Here is an 18320-nt window from a genome sequence, read left to right on the forward strand (position 1 = left end):
TCGCGAAAGGACGCCGTACCTTGGGTATATGGCCCAAGTGGCACATGGATGTGCCACGGCCCTGAGTAAAGACAGGATGTCGTCCCGAAGGGTGGGCCATATACCCAAGGTGCGGCGGCCCCCGCCGGAGCCAGCGCTCCTGCCTTCCAGCTTCCAGCCTCCCGCAGACGCAAGCGAAGGACAGCGAGAAGGCGCCGCCGGGCAAGTGCTGTTCTACGAGGTGCGTTGCGGCCGCGTGCAACAATCGCCTCGATGAGCACGCCTCCCGAGCCGCTGGCCCGTTCCCCCGATCCGACGCCTTCCGGCAGGGAGGCTGACGAGCTGCGCGAACGCATCGGCGCGCGCGCGCTGGCCACCCTGCGCGCCGCCTCGCCGCGCCATGCCGCCCTGCTCGAGGACGCCTCGCTGTGCGCGCGCGTGCAGCAGGTCGCCCTTGCCAGCGACTTCGCGGTCGAGACCCTGCGCCGGCAGCCCGCACTGCTCGGACACCTGGCCGGCGACGACCCGCCGCCGCTGCCGGAACCGGTACTCGACCCGGCCCAGCCCTCCGCCTGGCCGACGCAGCTGCGCCTGTACCGCAGCGCCGGTTCCACCCGCCTGGTCTGGCGCGACGTGCTCGGCCTGGACGACGTGGACGCCACCCTCGCCGGCAGCACCCGGCTGGCCGAGGACTGCCTGCGCATCGCCCTGCAGGCGGTGGAGGGCGAGTTCGCCGAACGCCATGGCGTGGTCCGCGATGCCGCCGGCGTGGCGCAGCGACTGGTGGTGTTCGGGCTGGGCAAGCTTGGCGGCGGCGAACTGAACTTCTCCTCCGACGTGGACCTGGTCTACGCCTACGCCCACGACGGCGAATCGGACGGACGCCGTACGCTGGCCGCGGAGGACTACTTCGCCCGGCTCGGCCAGCGCCTGGCCAAGCTGCTCGACGAAACCACCGCCGACGGCTTCTGCCACCGCGTCGACCTGCGCCTGCGCCCGTTCGGCAGCGCCGGGCGGGTGGCATGGTCGTTCGCGGCGATGGACGGCTACTTCCAGCGCGAAGGCCGCGACTGGGAGCGCTACGCCTGGCTGAAGGCGCGCGCCGTGGCCGGCGACATCGACGCCGGCGAGGCCTGGCTGCAGGCGCTGCGGCCGTTCGTGTACCGGCGCTACCTGGATTACACCGCGCTCGATGGCCTGCGCACGATGAAGGCGGCGATCGTGGCCGAGATGCAGCGCCGCGACATGGCCGACGACCTCAAGCGCGGGCCCGGAGGCATCCGCGAGATCGAATTCCTGGTGCAGTCGCTGCAGCTGATCCGCGGCGGCCGCGAGCCGGCGCTGCGCGGCCGCGGCCTGCTGCCGGCGCTGCAGGCGCTGGTGGAAGCCGGGCAGATCGCCGCGGACCACGGCGCCGCGCTGGCCGCTTCCTACCGCTACCTGCGCCGGCTCGAGAACCGCGTGCAGATGCTGCGCGACGCCCAGACCCATGCCTTGCCCGGCGATGGCGATGACCGCCTGCGGCTGGCGCTGGCGCTGGGCCACGACGGCTGGGAATCCCTGCAACAGGAACTGGCGCAGTGCCGCGCGCAGGTCTCGGCCGAGTTCGAGGCGCTGCTGGTGCCGCGCCGCGGCGAGGCCGCGCCCGACGCGCTGGAAAGCTACTGGCGTGCGCTGCCGCAGGGCGGCGAGGCCAGCGTGCTGGCCGGCGCCGGGTTCGCCGATGCCGAAGGCGCTGACGCGGCGCTGCGCGACTTCGCCCGCGGCAACGGCGTGCGCGCGCTGTCCGACGCCGCGCGCGCGCGGCTGGACCGGGTGGTGCCGGCGCTGCTCGGCGCGGCGTCGCGTTCGGCGCAACCGCAAGCGGCGCTGCGGCGCCTGCTCGGCCTGCTGCAGGCGATCCTGCGCCGGGCCAGCTACCTGGCCCTTCTCGACGAACAGCCCAGCGCGATGGCGCGGCTGGTCGACGTGCTCGCGCGCAGCGCGCTGCTGGCCGAGCGCATCGCCAACTACCCGCTGTTGCTGGACGAACTGCTCGATGCGCGCGTGGCCGGGCCGATGCCCGGCGCGGCGACGATGCGCAGCGAGTGTGCCGCCGCGATGCAGGCGCAGGACGACGATCCCGAGTCGGCGTTGCGCGCGTTGAACGAAGTGCGCCAGGCGCTGAGCTTCCGCATCGCCCTGGCCGCGCTGGACCGGCGCCAGCCGGCGGCGGACAGCACCCGCCAGCTGGCCGAGCTGGCCGACGCGGTGGTGGCCGAAGTGCTGCGCATGGCCGAAGCCGAAGTGGTCGCCGCGCACGGCGTCCTGCCGGGCGGCCGCTTCGCGGTGGTCGGCTACGGCAGCCTGGGCGGGCGCGAGCTGGGCTTCGGCTCGGACCTGGACCTGGTGTTCCTGTACGACGCCGACCCCGGCGCGGTGTCGGAAGGCACGCGCGCACTGGAAGCATCGCGCTGGTACACGCGCCTGGCGCAGAAGGTCGTGGCCCTGCTCGGCGCGGTGACCAGCGCCGGCCGCCTGTACGAGACCGACATGCGCCTGCGCCCGGACGGCAGCAAGAGCATGCTGGTGTCCACCCTGGCCAGCTATGCCGAGTACCAGGACCAGCGCGCCTGGACCTGGGAGCACCAGGCCCTGGTGCGCGCCCGCGCGGTGGCCGGCGACGCTTCGCTGCTGGCCGATTTCGAGCGGGTGCGCGCGGAGACCCTGGGCCGCGCGCGCGACGCGCAGGCGCTGGCCGCCGACGTGGTGCAGATGCGCCAGCGCATGCGCGCCGAACTGGACCGCAGCGATGCGGCGCGCTTCGACCTCAAGCAGGGCGCCGGCGGCCTGGTCGACCTGGAGTTCCTGCTGCAGTTCGGCGTGCTGGCCGGGTCGGCGCAGGCGCCGGCATTGCTCGAACCACGCGACAGCCCGGGCCTGTTGAACGCGCTGGCTGCCTGCGGATGGCTGCAGGACGACGAGGCCGCCGCGCTGCACGATGCGCATGCGGTGCTGCTGGAGGCGGGCCTGGCCTGCACCCTGGACCGGCGGCCTCGGCTGACCGCCGAGGACGACGCGATCGCCGGGGCGCGGGCGCGGATCGGGCACGCGGTCCGGCGCCAGGGCCTGGGGTTCGACCCTTGAGCTGCGTGCCCTTGTAGGAGCTCCATTCATGGGCGACCCGACGCCGTCGTGAGGTGCCGCATTCAACGCGGCGCCTCCGGAGCGTTCGCGTTGAACGCAGCGGCGCCCAGCCCCCTCGGGCCGCCCATGAATGGAGCTCCTACAAGGGCGTGGGGAGCTGCAGGCGGGCACGGATCGCGGCGGCCACGCGGCCGGTTTCGCGCAGGGGGGAGGTCGTGGCGGCCGGGGGCGCCCCGGCGCCGGGCTCGAGGCGACCGCGTTCCCGCAATGCATGCAGGAAAGCCGCGATCTTCCCGGTCGCGCAATGGCCTTCGATCACTTCCACGGGCACGTTGGTCGCACACGCTTCCGACAGCATGTTCACCGAATCCGGCGTGCACACCAGCCGGTCCGCACACGCCAGCATCCCGGGGTAGGGGTTGGCGCCGCTGCCGTCCCAGAGCAGGCCGGGGACGCCGCGCAGCTGCGCGCGCAATGAATCCAGCGTGGTGGCCGGCGTGCGTCGCGAGACGGTGGCCAGCAGGCTGCCGCCTTCCTCCAGCACGCGCTGGCGCAGGGCCTGCAGCAGCGCCTGCAGCGCCTCGCTGCGCCACGGCGCATGCCGGGTGGGCCCGCCGACCAGCACCACGATGCGCGGCCGCGGCAGCGCCATCAGCGCCGGGTAGCGCGCCGCGGCTTCGGCCAGCCAGAGGTCGTCGACCGGGTTGAGGCTGCCCAGCACCGGGACCACGTTGTCGCCGCGCAGGCGGTCGTGCTCCGGCGCGACCACCACGACCCAGTGGCGGGTGTCGATGCGCGGGTCGAGGATCTGCACCGCGCGCGCGCCGCGTTCGCGCAGCAGGCGGGTGGCCAGCGCGCCCTGGCGGCCGCAGCCGAGCGCCAGCGCCGGCGGATGCCGCAGCCCGGCGGCGAACGCCGGCCCGAAGGCCGCGTCCGCACCGGGCAGCCTGCGTGGCGCCAGCCAGCGCCACGGAGCGGCCGGCAGCAATGCCGGCGCGTGCGCCGCGGCATGGCCCAGCGCCCGGGCCAGGGCCTCGGCCTGGCGCAGGTTGCCGGCGTGGCCGTCGGTGAGCACCCAGGCGCCGCCACTGGTCGATTGTTGCGAAAACGGCATTAATTAGTTCCGGGATGAGGTCGAGACATCATTGCTGCAACACTCTACACTGGCGTCCTGCCTGGGGAGGCCGGTGGCACACAGTGCCGGCAGCCCCTCCGATTTCCCCTCAAGGACCGATCATGCCGCACCCGCTGAACGATGCCGCGCTGGACCAGCTGTTCCGCACCGCCCGCACCTACAACGCCTTCTCCGGCGAAGTGGACGACGAAACCCTGCGCCGGCTGTACGAGCTGGTGAAGTTCGGCCCGACCCAGGCCAACACCACCCCGGCCCGCTTCGTGTTCGTGAAGTCGGCCGAGGCCAAGGCCCGGCTGGCCCCGGCGCTGGACCCGGGCAACCATGACAAGACCCTGGCCGCACCGGTGACGGTGATCATCGGCCGCGACGAGGATTTCCACGAGAAGCTGCCCTACCTGTTCCCGCACACCGACGCCAAGGCCTGGTTCGACGGCCCGCGCGAAAACCGCGGCAAGCCGGCGCTGCGCAACATGGCGCTGCAGGCGGCCTATCTGATCGTCGCCGCCCGCGCGCTGGGCCTGGATGCCGGCCCGATGACCGGCTTCGACGCGGCCAAGGTCGATGCGGCGTTCTTCGCCGGCACCCGCATCAAGTCCGACATCCTGGTGAACCTGGGCCAGGGCGACCCGGCCAGCATCTTCCCGCGTTCCCCGCGGCTGTCGTTCGACGAGGCCGCGCGCATCGAATGACGCGGCCTTAGCAAAGGCTGCCGCACCATCCGCCATCCACCATTCCCCGCGTTCCCGCAACGCAACCCGATCGCCCCACAGGAGCCACCCATGCGTATCCGCCTGCTTTCCGCCGCTGCACTGCTGACCCTCGCCGTTGCCCCGGCCTTCGCCGCGCCGGTCACCTACAAGCTCGACCCGACCCACACCAACGTGCTGGCGCAGTGGAACCACTTCGGTTTCTCCAACCCGTTCGCCAACTTCGGCGACGTCGAGGGCGTGCTGGTGTACGACGCCGCCAACGTGGGCAAGTCCAGCGTGCAGGTGACCCTGCCGCTGTCGGGCCTGGAAGGCTTCAGCCAGAAGTTCAACGAGCACCTGCGCAGCGCCGATTTCTTCGACGCGGCCAAGTTCCCGAACGCCACCTTCAAGAGCACCAAGGTCGAGGCCGCCGGCGAGGGCAAGCTCAAGGTCACCGGCAACCTCACCATCAAGGACACCACCAGGCCGGTGGTCCTGGACGTGACCCTGAACAAGGCCGCCGAGCACCCGATGAGCAAGGCGCCGACCATCGGCTTCGATGCCACCACGAAGATCAGCCGCACCGAGTTCGGCGTCGGCGCGTACGTGCCGAACGTGGGCGACGAGGTCACCCTGCGCATCACCACCGAGGCCGCGGCGCCGAAGGCGAAGTAATCGCGAAAGCCGGCAGTCTCCCTCCCCCTGCCGCGCGCCGGCCCGTGGAAGCACGGGCCGGCGTTTTTTCTGCCGACGCCTTGCCCCTGCTCCGCTGCTAGAATCCAGGCCTGTTTCCGCTTCGTTCCGGCCCCCGCCATGCCCCCCCCCGCCAACGCGCCCGCCAATGCCGAGAAGCGCTACACCGTGCACCGCGGCGACCTGCCGCTGAGCTGCCCGACCCCGGAGATGGCGCTGTGGAACTCGCACCCGCGCGTGTACCTGCCGATCCAGGACGAGCCCGGCCTGCAGGCGCAGTGCCCGTACTGCGGCGCGATCTACCAGCTGGTCGACTGACCCCGTCCCCCGGCCGCGCACCGGCTCCCGGGTGACCCGCCGCCTGACCGTGGTCCAGCTGCTGCCGGCGCTCGAGTCCGGCGGCGTCGAACGCTCCACCCTGGAAATCGCCGCAGCGCTGGTCGCCGCCGGCCATCGCGCCATCGTCGTGTCCGCCGGCGGGCGCCTGCTGCCGGCGCTGCAGGCCACAGGCGCCACACACATCACCCTCGACATCGGCCGCAAGTCGCCGGCGGCGCTGCGCCACGTGCCGGCGTTGCGCGCGCTGTTCCAGCGCGAACACGTGGACATCGTCCATGCGCGTTCGCGGCTGCCGGCCTGGCTGGGATGGCTGGCGCTGCGCACGTTGCCGGCGGCGCGACGGCCGCGCTGGGTCACCACCGTCCATGGCCTCAATTCGCCGGGACGCTACAGCGCGGTGATGGCCAGCGGCGAGCGCGTGGTCTGCGTTTCGGAGACGGTGCGCGGCTACGTGCTGCGCCACTATCCGGCTACCGGTCCGGCGCGGCTGCGGGTGATCCCGCGCGGCATCGACCCGGCGCAGTTCCCGCGCCGCCCGCATCCGGACCCGCAGGCGCGCGTGCAGGTGGCGGGTGAGCATCCGGCGCTGGCCGGGGAGGGCCCGTGGTTGCTGCTGCCGGGCCGCGGCACCCGGCTGAAGGGCCATGCTGACGCGCTGCGCCTGCTGGCCGCCCTGCGTGCCGGTCCGTTCCCCGCGGCGCGGCTGTGGCTGCCCGGCGCGCGCGAGGCCGGGCGCGGGGATTACCTGGCCGAACTGGAGGCGCTGGCGCAGCAACTCGGCGTGGCCGACGCGGCACTGTTCACCGCGCCAACCTCGCGCATCGCCCAGGCCTACGCGGCCAGCGACCTGGTGCTGCAGCTGTCGCGCAAGCCGGAAGCCTTCGGCCGCACCGTGGTCGAGGCGCTGGCGGTCGGCAGGCCGGTGCTGGGCTGGTCGCACGGCGGCGTCGGCGAGCTGCTGGCGCAACTGCAACCACAGGGCGCGGTGCCGCCGTTCGACGCCGATGCGCTGGTCCACGCCGCCGCAGTGCTGCTGCGCGCGCCACCGCGCCCGCCGGACAGCCTTCCTTACACGCTGCAGGCGATGCAGCAGGCAACCTTGGAACTGTATGCCGAACTGGCCGGCTGAGCACGACCCGATCCATTCCCGCGCCTTCGCCTGGACGCCGTACTGGGTGCTGGCCTTCGTCGCGCTGTGGCCGTTGCCGGGCAGCGCCGAAGGCATGCTCGCGCTGGGCGCGCTGGCGGTGCTGGTGCAACTGGCGGTGACCGTGGCCAAGGGCAGGACGTTGCCGCTGGACCGCGGTGCGGCGTGGCTGGCGGCCGCGCTGTTCGCGGTGTACTGGTTGCCGGAACTGCTGTCGGCGCCCGATGCGCTGGACCGCGGCCGTGCGTGGAAGGAGGTGGCCGCCGACCTGCGCTACCTGCCGTTCCTGTGGGGCGTGGGCATCGCCGTGCACACCGCGCGTGGCCGCCGCGTCGTCTTCGCCGGCATCGCCGCGATCGCCGCGGCGTGGACGGTGGATGCACTGCTGCAGGCGGCCTTCGGCACCAGCCCGCTGTTCTGGAGCCTGGACACGCTCAAGCGCGCGGCGAGCGGCGAGGGCTTCTGCAGCGCCGAAAGCCTGCTGCAGGCCGACCGCCTCGGCGGCGTGTTCGGTTCCTGCAACCTCAAGCTCGGCCTGGTCCTGGCCAGCCTGTCGCCGCTGGTGCTGGCTGCCGCCGCGCGCCGGCAGGGCGCGGCTGGCTGGAGCCTGGCTGCGGTGGCGCTGGGCATCGCGATCCTGCTCGGCGGCGCGCGCGCGTCCTGGCTCACCTACGCGCTGGTGCTCGCGTTCACCGGACGCGGCGTGCTGGGCGGGAAGCGCCTGCTCGCGTTCGCCGCCACCGGCGTGCTGGCGATGGTGGCGATGTACGCGCTGTCGCCGCAGCTGCAGCAGCGGGTGGCGCGCACCACGCTGGTGGTGCAGGCCGATGGCGCCGGCGTGGACGGTGCGCTTTCCGGCCGTACCCGGATCTGGCAGGGCGCGCTGTGCATGGCGCGCGAACATCCGTTCAACGGCGTGGGCGTGCGCGGTTTCCGCGGCGCCTGGCCGGCCTGCGATCCTGCGCCGGGCGAGGTGCCGGCGTGGGGTGGTGGCGAGGCCTACCACGCGCACCAGCTGCTGCTGGAGCTGCTCAGCGAAACCGGCGTGCTCGGCCTGCTGCTGTGGCTGGCGGGGGTCTGGCTGGTGTGGCGCAGCTGGCGCGATGCCGACGCCATCGCCCGTGTCCGTGCGCGTCCGGCGCTGCTCGCGCTGGCGGTCACCGCGTTCCCGGTGAACACCCACCTGGCGTTCTATTCCACCTTCTGGGGTGGGGTGGTGGTGTTGCTCGCCGGCCTCTATATCGGTGCGCTCTATGGACGGGAGACCGATACGTCGCGCGCCTAGGTGGAGCAAAGGCGGGCGGAGAGGTCGCGAGCGGGTGCGCCGCGATGCCCCCTGCCGCTCATGTCCCCCGGCGCCGGCCTGCGGCCGGCACCTCCTCCTTTACTTCCCGTCAGGGGGCATCACGACACACCCTGCAGGCGTGGCTTGGCGCCTTGCGTCTTGCGTGCTTCGTGCCTCGCGTAGAGCCGGGCTTTCCCGGCTGCGTGTGTTTCAGTCGATGCTGATGCCGGCCAGTTTCTGCAGGGCTTCGGCGTAGCGGGCGCGGGTGCGGGCGATCACTTCGGCGGGAAGCGCGGGGCCGGGTGCGGTCTTGTCCCAGTCCTGGGTTTCCAGGTAGTCGCGCACGATCTGCTTGTCGTAGCTGGGCGGGCTGGTGCCGACCTGGTATTCGTCGGCCGGCCAGTAGCGCGAGGAGTCCGGGGTCAGCATCTCGTCCATGATGTACAGGCGGCCGTCGGCGTCGGTGCCGAACTCGAACTTGGTGTCGGCCAGCAGGATCCCGCGCTCGGCCGCGTAGGCGGCGGCGTGGCGGTACAGGCGCAGGGTCGCGTCGCGCACGCGCTCGGCCAGTTCGCCGCCGACCTTGCGCACCATCGCGTCGAAGTCGATGTTCTCGTCGTGGTCGCCGACGGCGGCCTTGGTCGAAGGAGTGAAGATCGGCTCGGGCAGCTGTTCGGCCTGGCGCAGGCCGTCGGGCAGGGCGATGCCGCTGACGTGGCCGGTGCGCTGGTAGTCCTTCCAGCCGCTGCCGATCAGGTAGCCGCGGGCGATGGCCTCCACCGGCACCGGCTTGAGCTTGCGGGTGACCACCGCGCGCTTCGCGTACAGGGCGGAGTCGACGCCTTCGGGCAGCACCGCGGCGACATCTATGCCGGTGAGGTGGTTGGGCATCAGGTGCTCGGTCCTGGCGAACCAGAAGTTGGAGATCTGGCACAGCATCTCGCCCTTGCCGGGGATCGGGTCGGGCAGGACCACGTCGAACGCGGAGAGGCGGTCGGTGGCGACCATCAGCAGGTAGCCGTCGGGCGACTCGCCGGCCGCGCCGGCGGCGGCCAGGGCTTCGGCGGGGATGCGTTCGCGCGGCAGGTCGAACACGTCGCGTACCTTGCCGCGGGGGCGCAGCGGCAGGCCGGGGGGATCGGACTGGAGCAGGGTCGTGGACAACGGTGGACTCCGGGCAAGGCGGGACTGCGGGTGCAGGGCGCCCCCCCACCGCCGGCCGGACAGGGCCCGCGCGGCGGCGGGCCGCACAGTGTACGGCGTGGCGGGTCGCCTGTGCCGTAGAATTGGCCCTCCTTCTGCAGGTGCGGCGCGCCGGATGAACCGCTGGTACGGAAAACTGCTGGGCCTGGTCGCCGGTGCGCTGCTGTTCCGCGCCAATCCGCTGTTCGGCGCGGTGGTCGGGATGCTGCTGGGCCATGCCTTCGACCGCGACTGGTTCCGCATCGGGCCGCGCGAGAACCCGTACGCCGAGCTGGGCCTGACCTCCGACGCCAGCGATGCGGAGATCGACCAGGCCTACCGCCGGCTGATGTCGCAGTACCACCCGGACAAGGTCGCCGGCGCCGCGCCGGAACTGCGCGCGCAGGCCGAGAAGCGCGCCCGCGCGATCAATGCCGCCTACGACCGCATCCGTACCCTGCGCCGCCGCTGATTCGCGCCGCCGCGCAGTCCCTTCCCGCGTTCCCGTCCCACGTTCCCGCGAGCCGACCATGCAGCCCACCGTCATCGCCCCCTCGATCCTCTCCGCCGATTTCGCCCGCCTCGGCGAGGAAGTGGAAAACGTGCTCGCCGCCGGCGCCGACTGGGTCCACTTCGACGTGATGGACAACCACTACGTGCCGAACCTGACGATCGGCCCGCTGGTCTGCCAGGCGCTGCGCAAGCATGGCGTCACCGCCTTCGTCGACGTACATCTGATGGTCGAGCCGGTGGACCGGATCGTGCCGGACTTCGCCGAGGCCGGCGCCAACCTGATCAGCTTCCATCCCGAAGCCAGCCGCCACGTCCACCGCACCATCCAGCTGATCAGGTCGCATGGCTGCCAGGCCGGGCTGGTGCTCAACCCGGCCACGCCGGTGGAAGTGCTGGACTGGGTGCTGGAGGACATCGACCTGGTGATGCTGATGTCGGTCAACCCCGGCTTCGGTGGCCAGGCCTTCATTCCGTCGACGCTGGACAAGCTGCGTGCGGTGCGGGCGATGATCGACAAGAGCGGCAAGCCGATCCGGCTGGAGGTCGATGGCGGGGTCAAGGCCGACAACATCGGCCAGATCGCCGCCGCGGGTGCGGATACCTTCGTCGCCGGTTCGGCGATCTTCAACGCGCCGCGCACGCGCGAGCACTACGCCGACGTGGTCGGCAGGATGAAGGCGGCGGTGGACGCGGTCCGCGGCTGATATCGCGGGCGGGGTGCCTGCCCTGCTGGCCGGCGGCGCCTCCACGCGCCGCCGGCCCCACCCGCTCTGGAGGCAATCCCGCCTCCGCCCGTCGTCCCTGCTATGGCCTTCGATCCTCCGGCCGTGCGGTGACAGGACGATGACCGCCGCGCCGTCTCCGTGCGATGGCCGGCAGGCGATCATTGCGACTGGTGTGGCGGTTGCGCCGGCAACCGTCGCGGGCGATGGCGGCCGGCTGCGCGCCAGGTCCGTTGCAGTTAAAGTTGGCGCCATGTCCGGCCAGACGACCAGGCTCCACCTTTCCTCCGCGCGCCCGTGCTGGCGATGGCGGCCCCACGCCGCCCCCGTCGCCCGCCACGCCCCGATCCGCCGGAAGGAAACCCGCCTTGGTCACGCCCGAACAGTTCCAGCAGTACGCTGCTGAAGACCGCTTCACACGCATCCCCGTCGTCCGCGAGGTGCTGTCCGACCTGGACACGCCGCTGTCGGTCTACCTGAAGCTCGCCGACGCCCCGCACACCTGCCTGCTCGAATCGGTCGAGGGCGGCGAACGCTTCGGCCGCTACTCGATCATCGGCCTGCCGGCGCGGCGCACCATCAGCTTCCGCGGCCACGCGATGGAAGTGCGCGAGCACGGCCAGGTGGTCGAGAGCCGCGAAGTCGCCGACCCCTTCGCCGAAGTCGAAGCCCTGCGCGCCGCGTACGCGGTGCCGAAGCTGGAGGGCCTGCCCGGCTTCACCGGCGGCCTGGTCGGCTGGTTCGGCTTCGAGTGCATCGGCTACATCGAGCCGCGGCTGGCCGGCGGCGACAAACGCGACGAGCTCGGCACGCCGGACATCTACCTGATGCTGTGCGAAGAACTGGCGGTGTTCGACAACCTCAAGGGCCGGCTGTACCTGATCGTGCACGCCGACCCGCGCCAGCCCGGTTCGTGGGACGCGGCGCAGGCGCGGCTGGACGCGCTGGTCGACAAGCTGCGCCGGCCCGGCAGCTACCCGGCGCCGCTGAGCCGCGACGTGCTCGACGAGAGCCACTTCGTCTCCGGCTTCACGCGCGAGGGATTCATCGAGGCGGTGGAGAAGTCCAAGGAGTACATCCGCGCCGGCGACGTGTTCCAGGTGGTGCTGAGCCAGCGCCTGAGCGTGCCGTTCAACGCGCGCCCGGTGGACGTGTACCGCGCGCTGCGCGCGCTGAACCCTTCGCCGTACATGTACTTCCTCGACACCGGCGAGGTGCAGGTGGTCGGCTCCTCGCCGGAGATCCTGGTGCGCCAGCAGGGCGACGAGGTCACCGTGCGACCGATCGCCGGCACCCGTCCGCGCGGCGCCACCCCGGCCGAGGACCTGGCGCTGGAGCAGGACCTGCTTGCCGACCCGAAGGAACTGGCCGAGCACGTGATGCTGATCGACCTGGGCCGGAACGACGTCGGCCGCGTCTCCGAGGCCGGCAGCGTCGAGGTCGGCGAGCGCTTCGTGATCGAGCGCTACAGCCACGTCATGCATATCGTCAGCGAGGTCACCGGCAAGCTGCTGCCGGGCCTGAGCTATGCCGACGTGCTGCGCGCCACCTTCCCGGCCGGCACCGTCAGCGGCGCGCCGAAGATCCGCGCGCTGGAAGTGATCCGCGAGCTGGAGCCGATCAAGCGCAACGTCTATGCCGGCAGCATCGGCTACATCGGCTGGCACGGCGACGCCGACACCGCGATCGCGATCCGCACCGCGGTGATCAAGGATGGCCGCCTGCACGTGCAGGCCGGCGCCGGCATCGTCTACGACTCGGACCCGCAGAAGGAGTGGGACGAGACCATGAACAAGGGCCGCGCGCTGTTCCGCGCCGTGGCGCAGGCGGCGAAGGGGCTGTGAGGGGGATGCCATGTCCGTGCTGATGATCGACAACTACGACAGCTTCACCTTCAATCTCGTGCAGTACCTGCAGGCGCTGGGCGCGGAAGTGGAGGTGGTGCGCAACGATGCACTGACGGTGGAACAGATCCGGAAGCTGGCGCCCGAACGGATCGTGATCTCGCCCGGGCCGTGCACGCCGAACGAGGCCGGCGTGTCGCTGGAGGTGATCCGCGAACTCGGCGCGACCACGCCGGTGCTGGGCGTGTGCCTGGGCCACCAGGGCATCGGCCAGGCCTACGGTGGCAAGGTGGTGCGCGCCGGCAACATCATGCACGGCAAGACCTCGCGGATCCGCCACGAAGGCAAGGGCGTGTTCGCCGGGCTGCCGGATGGCTACGAGGCCACGCGCTACCACTCGCTGGTGGTGGAGAAGGCCTCACTGCCGGCGGAGCTGGAAATCACCGCCTGGACCGAGAACCCGGATGGCTCGTTCGAGGAGATCATGGGCCTGCGCCACCGCGAACACCCGGTCGAGGGCGTGCAGTTCCATCCGGAGTCGATCCTGACCGAGCACGGGCATGCGCTGCTGAAGAACTTCCTCGAGCGCTGAGTCGAGGCGTCAGCCGCGCGCGCCGGCTCAGGCGTGGACGATGAAGTCGATCACCACCGCGCCGGGCTGCTGCTGGCGGTAGGCGATCTCGATGCGGTCGCCGAAGCGGGTGGCGATCTGGTCGAGCAGCGGCAGCGGGTCGTGGTCGTTGACGAAGCGCATCGCTTCGCCCGGCTCCAGCGCGCCGAGCGCACCGAAGATCGCCGAATGGCGGAAGCGGCGGGCGATGCCGCGGGCGTCGAACGGGTGGGCGGTGTATTCGGGGGTGGCGTTCGGATCGGACATGGTGCGGACTCCGCGGGGAAGGGACCCCAGCCTGCAACCGCCGCGCCGCGCCCGCCCTGATCCACGTCATGTCGCCCGTGAAAAGGAAGCGGGGGTCAGCGATAGACGATGTGGCGCAGCAGGAAGAAGTTGACCACGGCCAGGCCGGCCTCGACGACGGGCTTGGCGAGCCAGGCTTCGCGCAGGCCCAGGTGCCTCTCGACGAATGCGACCAGCAGGGTGCTGACCACGGTCATCACCAGCCACAGCGCCCAGAAGCGCACGAAGCGGCGCCAGCCCAGCCGGCTGCCCTGGCCATCGGCGAAGGTGTAGCGGCCGTTGAGCCAGAAGCCGAGCAGGGCGGCGCCGGTGCGGCTGGCCAGGTTGGCCGGCGCGGCCGGCAGGCCCAGCGCGGTGAGCGCGACGAAGCCGGCCCAGTCCAGCAGCAGCTGCAGCACGCCGAACGCGAGGTAGTGGCTGCCCTGGCGGAGGAGGGGCATGGAGGATTCCGGCATGTCGGGGACCCCATTGTAGGAGCCCACTTCAGGGGGCGACGCGGAGACGCCGGGAGGCGCGGCGGTCAACGCGGGGCCTCCGGAGCGGTCGCGTTGAACGCGGCTGTGGTCAGGCCTTGTCGGGTCGCCCCCTGAAGTGGGCTCCTACAAGGGCGGGGTGGGGACGTAGAATCGGGGTTTCTCCGGTCGAAAAGCAGTCCATGTCCCAGCCATTGCATGTCGTGATCCTCGCCGCGGGCGAGGGCAAGCGGATGAAGTCGGCGCTGCCGAAGGTGTTGCAGCCGGTCGGTGGCCGGCCAATGCTGGCGCATGTGATCGAAACCGCGCGGACGCTGCAGCCGGCCGGGATCCATGTGGTCTACGGGCATGGCGGCGAGGCGGTGCGCGCGGCGTTCGCCGGGCAGGACGACCTGTACTGGTACGAGCAGGCGCGCCAGCTCGGCACCGGCCACGCCGTGCAGCAAGCGCTGCCGGGACTCCCCGAGGCGGTGGACGTGCTGGTGCTGTATGGCGACGTGCCGCTGACCCGTGCGGATACGCTGCGCCGGTTGCTGCAGGCACCGGGACTGCTGCGCGTGCTGGTCGCCGAGCCCGACGATCCCGCCGGCTACGGCCGCATCGTGCGCGACGAGCAGGGCCGGGTGGCGGCGATCGTCGAGCACCGCGATGCCGACGAGGAACAGCGCCGCATCCGCACGATCAACACCGGCATCATCGCCGCCGAGTCCGATTCGCTGAAGCGCTGGCTGTCGCGCCTGTCCAACAGCAACGCGCAGGGCGAGTACTACCTGACCGACGTTTTCGCCATGGCCGCCGAGGAGTACAACGCGGCCGAACTGGTGCTGGTCGACGAGCCGGTGGAGGCCGAGGGCGCGAACGATCCGTGGCAGCTGGCCCAGCTCGAGCGTGCGTTCCAGCTGCGCTGCGCGCGCGCGCTGTGCCAGCAGGGCGTGCGCCTGCTCGATCCGGCGCGCTTGGACCAGCGCGGCACGGTGAAGGCAGGCCGCGACGTGGAGATCGATGCCAACGTGGTGCTGGAAGGCGAGGTCGAGCTGGGCGATGGCGTGCGCATCGGCCCGTTTACCCGGCTGAAGGACGTGAAGCTGGGCCCGGGCACCGAGGTGCGCGCGCATTGCGACCTGGATGGCGTGGTGACCGAAGGCGCCGCCCAGATCGGGCCGTACGCGCGGCTGCGCCCGGGCACGGTGCTGGCCGACGGCGTGCACGTGGGCAATTTCGTGGAGACCAAGAAGACGGTGCTGGGCGTGGGCAGCAAGGCCAACCACCTCACCTACCTGGGCGATGCGCAGGTGGGCGCCGGGGTGAACGTCGGCGCTGGCACCATCACCTGCAACTACGACGGGGTGAACAAGTCGACCACGGTGATCGGCGATGGTGCCTTCATCGGTTCGAACTCGGCGCTGGTGGCGCCGGTGGAGATCGGCGCCGGCGCGACCATCGGCGCCGGCTCGGTGATCACCCGCAACGCGCCGGCCGACACGCTGTCGGTCTCGCGCGTGCGGCAGGCGACGGTGGAAGGCTGGAAGCGGCCGGAGAAGAAGCCGAAGGCCTGACCTGTCAGGCCTCGGGCAGCATCACCGCCACGCACAGGCCGCCGTCGGTGCGGTTCTGCAGCGACAGGCGGCCGCCGTGGGCCTCGATGATCTCGCGGGTCAGCGCCAGGCCCAGGCCGGTGCCGTGGCGCTTGGTCGAATAGAACGGCAGCAGCGCGTTCTGCAGCACCGCCTCGTTCATCCCCGGGCCGCGGTCGAGCACCTCGAGCCGGGTCCAGCCCGGCAGGCGCAGCAGGCGCACGCGCACTTCGTCGCTGGGCGGGCTGGCCTCGCTGCCGGCTTCGTGCGCGTTCTTGAGCAGGTTCAGCAGCGCCTGCTCCATCTGCGCCGGGTCGACCCGCGCGCGCAGGTCGCCGCCGGCGCCATCCAGTTCGAAGCCGATCTGGCGCTGCAGCCGGCCGAGGAAGTCGGTCCAGGCGATCGCCTGCAGCTGCGGCTGCGGCAGCTTGGCGAAGCGCGCGTAGCCGCGGATGAAGCCCTCCAGGTGGCGGGCGCGGTCCTCGATGGTCGAGAACACCTCGCCCAGGCGCTCGTGGCGCCCGCGGCGGACCAGCTCGGCGCCCGAGTGCGCGAGCGAGGCGATCGGTGCCAGCGAGTTGTTGAGTTCGTGGCTGATCACCCGGATCACCTTCTTCCAGGTCTGCACTTCCTGGCGGCGCAGTTCCGGGGTGAGCAGGCGGATCAGCAGCAGTTCGTGGCGGCGGCCGTTGAGGCTGAAGTGGCGGCGCGACAGGTGGTAGGTTTCCTCCTCGTCGCCTTCGACCGGCACCGCGAACAGGCTGTCGCCGCCGCGGGCCACCGCTTCGCGCAGCTCCACCGGCAGGTCGCCGAGCAGTTCGGCCACGCGCTGGCCCTCGAGCTTGCGGCCGTCGTTGAGCAGCTTGCGCGCGGCCAGGTTGGCGTAGACCACGCGGCGCGCGCCGTCGCCGCCGTCGGCCGAGAGCAGCATCGCCACCGGCGTGTTCTGGACCATGGTGTCCAGCAGCAGTTCGCGCTGGACCAGCTCCTGGCGCTGCGCGCGCAGCACCTCGCCCAGTTCGCCGTGGGCATCGACCAGTTCGCCCAGCTCGTCGCCGCTGCGCCAGTGCACGCCGAAGTTGAACTCGCCGTCGCGGTAGGTGTTGACGCTGCCGGCCAGCGCGCGGAACAGCGCGCGCAGCGGCGACAGCGCGTGGCGCAGGCTCCACCACATCAGCACCAGCAGCACCAGCACCGAGATCACCGCCAGGATCCAGCCGCGGTCGATCCAGAAGGCGAAGGTCCACGGCAATGCCGCGGCCAGCGCCAGCACCGGCAGCAGGCGCAGGAACAGGCGCACGGTGAGGTTGCGCCTGATCATGGGCACGCGCCCGGCGGCCACTGCATGCGCGGCATCGGGCTCATCCTTCCTTCAGCCCGTGCCGCTCCATGCGCCGGTACAGCGCCTGGCGGCTCATGCCCAGTTCGGCGGCGGCCTGGGCGATGACCCCACCGGCGCGCCGCAGCGCCGCTTCGATCTGTTCGCGCTCCGGCTCGCGCGCCGGAGCGCGCGGCGGCGCCGGCGCACGCGGCAGGCCCAGATCGGCGACCTCGATCCGCGGGCCCGTGGCCAGCAGCTGCGCGCGCTGCAGCGCGTTGCGCAGTTCGCGCACGTTGCCCGGCCACGGATGCCGCTGCAGCGCGGCGGCGGCCGGTGCCGACAGCACCTTGCCGTCGTCGAGGAAACGCTCGGCCAGCGGCAGGATGTCGCCGGGCCGTTCGGCCAGCGGCGGCAGCGCCAGTTCGATGGTGTTGAGGCGGTAGTACAGGTCCTCGCGGAAGGTCCCGTCGCGGATCATCGCGGGGAGCTCGGCGTTGGTCGCGCTGACCACGCGCACCCTGACCTGTCGCTCGCGGTTGGAACCGAGGCGGGCGAAGCGGCCGGTCTCCAGCACGCGCAGCAGCTTCATCTGCCCGGCGGGCGGCAGGTTGCCGATCTCGTCCAGGAACAGGGTGCCGCCGTCGGCGGCCTCGAACTTGCCCTCGCGTGCCTTGTTGGCGCCGGTGTAGGCGCCGGCCTCGGCGCCGAACAGCTCGGCCTCGATCAGCTCGGCCGGCAGCGCGCCGCAGTTGACGGTGACGAACGGGCCTTCGCGCACCGGCGAGTTGGCCTGGATGATCTCGGCGATCTTCTCCTTGCCGGCACCGTTGGGCCCGGTGATCAGCACTGGAAGTTCCGAACGCGCCACCTGGCAGGCCAGCGCGACCACGCGCTCGCTGGCTGGGTCGGCGAACACCGCGCCGCGCAGGTCGTAGCGCCGCGCGAGATCGTCGCGGCGGCGGCGCTCGCCGTCGCGGCGCAGGTCCAGTTCGCGGCGTGCCTCGGCCAGTTCCAGCAGGTTGTTGACCGTGGCCAGCAGTTTCGCGTCCTGCCAGGGCTTGGCCACGTAGTCGGCGGCGCCGGCCTTGATCAGCTCCACCGCGCTTTCAAGGTGGGTCCAGGCGGTGAGCAGCACCACCGGCAGGTCCGGGTGGCGCTGGCGGATAGCCTCGTACAGCGCGCGGCCTTCGTCGCCGGAGGTGGTGTCGGCGCTGAAGTTCATGTCCTGGATCACCAGGTCCACCGCCTCGCCGCCATCGAGCAGCGCCAGCCCGGCCGCGGGCGAGGCCGCGTGCAGGGTGGCGATGTCGTGCAGCGAGAACAGCACTTCCAGTGCGGTGGCGACGGCGGGGTTGTCGTCGATGACCAGGATCGTGGACATG

The 18320-nt window shown here is 71.8% G+C and carries 17 protein-coding genes; 11 read left to right on the forward strand and 6 right to left on the reverse strand.

The window, feature by feature from the left end:
- The first annotated feature begins 252 nt into the window (after positions 1–252).
- A complete protein-coding gene (gene glnE / locus CSC64_RS11015) occupies positions 253–3105 on the forward strand; it encodes a bifunctional [glutamate--ammonia ligase]-adenylyl-L-tyrosine phosphorylase/[glutamate--ammonia-ligase] adenylyltransferase (RefSeq protein ID WP_162435371.1) in 2853 nt (950 codons plus the stop codon).
- 139 nt (positions 3106–3244) lie between these two features.
- Here the strand turns inward: glnE and CSC64_RS11020 are convergent, their stop codons facing one another.
- Positions 3245–4219, reverse strand: a complete 975-nt coding sequence (locus tag CSC64_RS11020) for a mitochondrial fission ELM1 family protein (protein WP_162435372.1) — start codon at positions 4217–4219, stop codon at positions 3245–3247.
- A gap of 122 nt (positions 4220–4341) precedes the next feature.
- On the opposite strand from CSC64_RS11020, the gene CSC64_RS11025 reads away from it, so the two are divergent.
- The 5 genes from CSC64_RS11025 (at position 4342) to CSC64_RS11045 (ending at position 8393) form a co-directional block, all read left to right on the forward strand.
- Positions 4342–4929, forward strand: a complete 588-nt coding sequence (locus tag CSC64_RS11025) for a malonic semialdehyde reductase (RefSeq protein ID WP_162435373.1) — start codon at positions 4342–4344, stop codon at positions 4927–4929.
- 90 nt (positions 4930–5019) lie between these two features.
- On the forward strand, positions 5020–5604 hold the full coding sequence (locus tag CSC64_RS11030) for a YceI family protein (RefSeq protein ID WP_162435374.1): 585 nt from the start codon (positions 5020–5022) through the stop codon (positions 5602–5604).
- A gap of 138 nt (positions 5605–5742) precedes the next feature.
- Complete coding sequence (locus tag CSC64_RS11035; RefSeq protein ID WP_162435375.1) at positions 5743–5940, forward strand: zinc-finger domain-containing protein; 198 nt, start codon at positions 5743–5745, stop codon at positions 5938–5940.
- 31 nt (positions 5941–5971) lie between these two features.
- Positions 5972–7090, forward strand: a complete 1119-nt coding sequence (locus CSC64_RS11040) for a glycosyltransferase (RefSeq protein ID WP_162435376.1) — start codon at positions 5972–5974, stop codon at positions 7088–7090.
- Positions 7071–8393 (forward strand): O-antigen ligase family protein, encoded by a 1323-nt coding sequence (locus CSC64_RS11045; protein ID WP_162435377.1) that lies wholly within the window; start codon positions 7071–7073, stop codon positions 8391–8393. The genes CSC64_RS11040 and CSC64_RS11045 overlap by 20 nt, the downstream gene beginning before the upstream one ends.
- 210 nt (positions 8394–8603) lie before the next feature.
- Here the strand turns inward: CSC64_RS11045 and CSC64_RS11050 are convergent, their stop codons facing one another.
- A complete protein-coding gene (locus CSC64_RS11050) occupies positions 8604–9557 on the reverse strand; it encodes a phosphoribosylaminoimidazolesuccinocarboxamide synthase (RefSeq protein ID WP_162435378.1) in 954 nt (317 codons plus the stop codon).
- Between the two features lie 154 nt (positions 9558–9711).
- On the opposite strand from CSC64_RS11050, the gene CSC64_RS11055 reads away from it, so the two are divergent.
- The 4 genes from CSC64_RS11055 (at position 9712) to CSC64_RS11070 (ending at position 13246) form a co-directional block, all read left to right on the forward strand.
- Positions 9712–10047: a J domain-containing protein gene (locus CSC64_RS11055; RefSeq protein ID WP_162435379.1), complete on the forward strand. Its 336-nt coding sequence runs from the start codon at positions 9712–9714 to the stop codon at positions 10045–10047.
- 58 nt (positions 10048–10105) lie between these two features.
- A complete protein-coding gene (rpe, locus tag CSC64_RS11060; protein WP_162435380.1) occupies positions 10106–10792 on the forward strand; it encodes a ribulose-phosphate 3-epimerase in 687 nt (228 codons plus the stop codon).
- 386 nt (positions 10793–11178) lie between these two features.
- Entirely contained in the window at positions 11179–12654 is a 1476-nt protein-coding gene (gene trpE / locus CSC64_RS11065) for an anthranilate synthase component I (protein ID WP_162435381.1), read from the forward strand.
- A 10-nt stretch (positions 12655–12664) separates the two neighbouring features.
- Positions 12665–13246, forward strand: coding sequence for an anthranilate synthase component II (locus CSC64_RS11070; RefSeq protein ID WP_162435382.1), 582 nt, complete (start codon positions 12665–12667; stop codon positions 13244–13246).
- A 27-nt stretch (positions 13247–13273) separates the two neighbouring features.
- Here CSC64_RS11070 and CSC64_RS11075 read toward each other — a convergent pair whose 3' ends face one another.
- The gene (locus CSC64_RS11075; RefSeq protein WP_162435383.1) at positions 13274–13531 is read right to left on the reverse strand and encodes a DUF2249 domain-containing protein; all 258 of its coding nucleotides are present in this window, start codon (positions 13529–13531) and stop codon (positions 13274–13276) included.
- A 95-nt stretch (positions 13532–13626) separates the two neighbouring features.
- Positions 13627–14010, reverse strand: a complete 384-nt coding sequence (locus CSC64_RS11080; protein WP_162435384.1) for a GtrA family protein — start codon at positions 14008–14010, stop codon at positions 13627–13629.
- Between the two features lie 215 nt (positions 14011–14225).
- Here CSC64_RS11080 and glmU point away from each other — a divergent pair, with 215 nt between their 5' ends.
- Positions 14226–15599: a bifunctional UDP-N-acetylglucosamine diphosphorylase/glucosamine-1-phosphate N-acetyltransferase GlmU gene (gene glmU / locus CSC64_RS11085; protein WP_162435385.1), complete on the forward strand. Its 1374-nt coding sequence runs from the start codon at positions 14226–14228 to the stop codon at positions 15597–15599.
- A 4-nt stretch (positions 15600–15603) separates the two neighbouring features.
- On the opposite strand, the gene CSC64_RS11090 is transcribed toward glmU, so the two are convergent.
- Positions 15604–16938, reverse strand: coding sequence for a sensor histidine kinase (locus CSC64_RS11090; RefSeq protein ID WP_162435386.1), 1335 nt, complete (start codon positions 16936–16938; stop codon positions 15604–15606).
- Positions 16939–16978: 40 nt separating this feature from the next.
- Positions 16979–18319: a sigma-54-dependent transcriptional regulator gene (locus tag CSC64_RS11095; protein ID WP_162435387.1), complete on the reverse strand. Its 1341-nt coding sequence runs from the start codon at positions 18317–18319 to the stop codon at positions 16979–16981.
- Position 18320 lies beyond the last annotated feature (1 nt).

This window comes from Pseudoxanthomonas koreensis, from assembly GCF_010093225.1.
Taxonomy (GTDB): Bacteria; Pseudomonadota; Gammaproteobacteria; order Xanthomonadales; family Xanthomonadaceae; genus Pseudoxanthomonas; species Pseudoxanthomonas koreensis.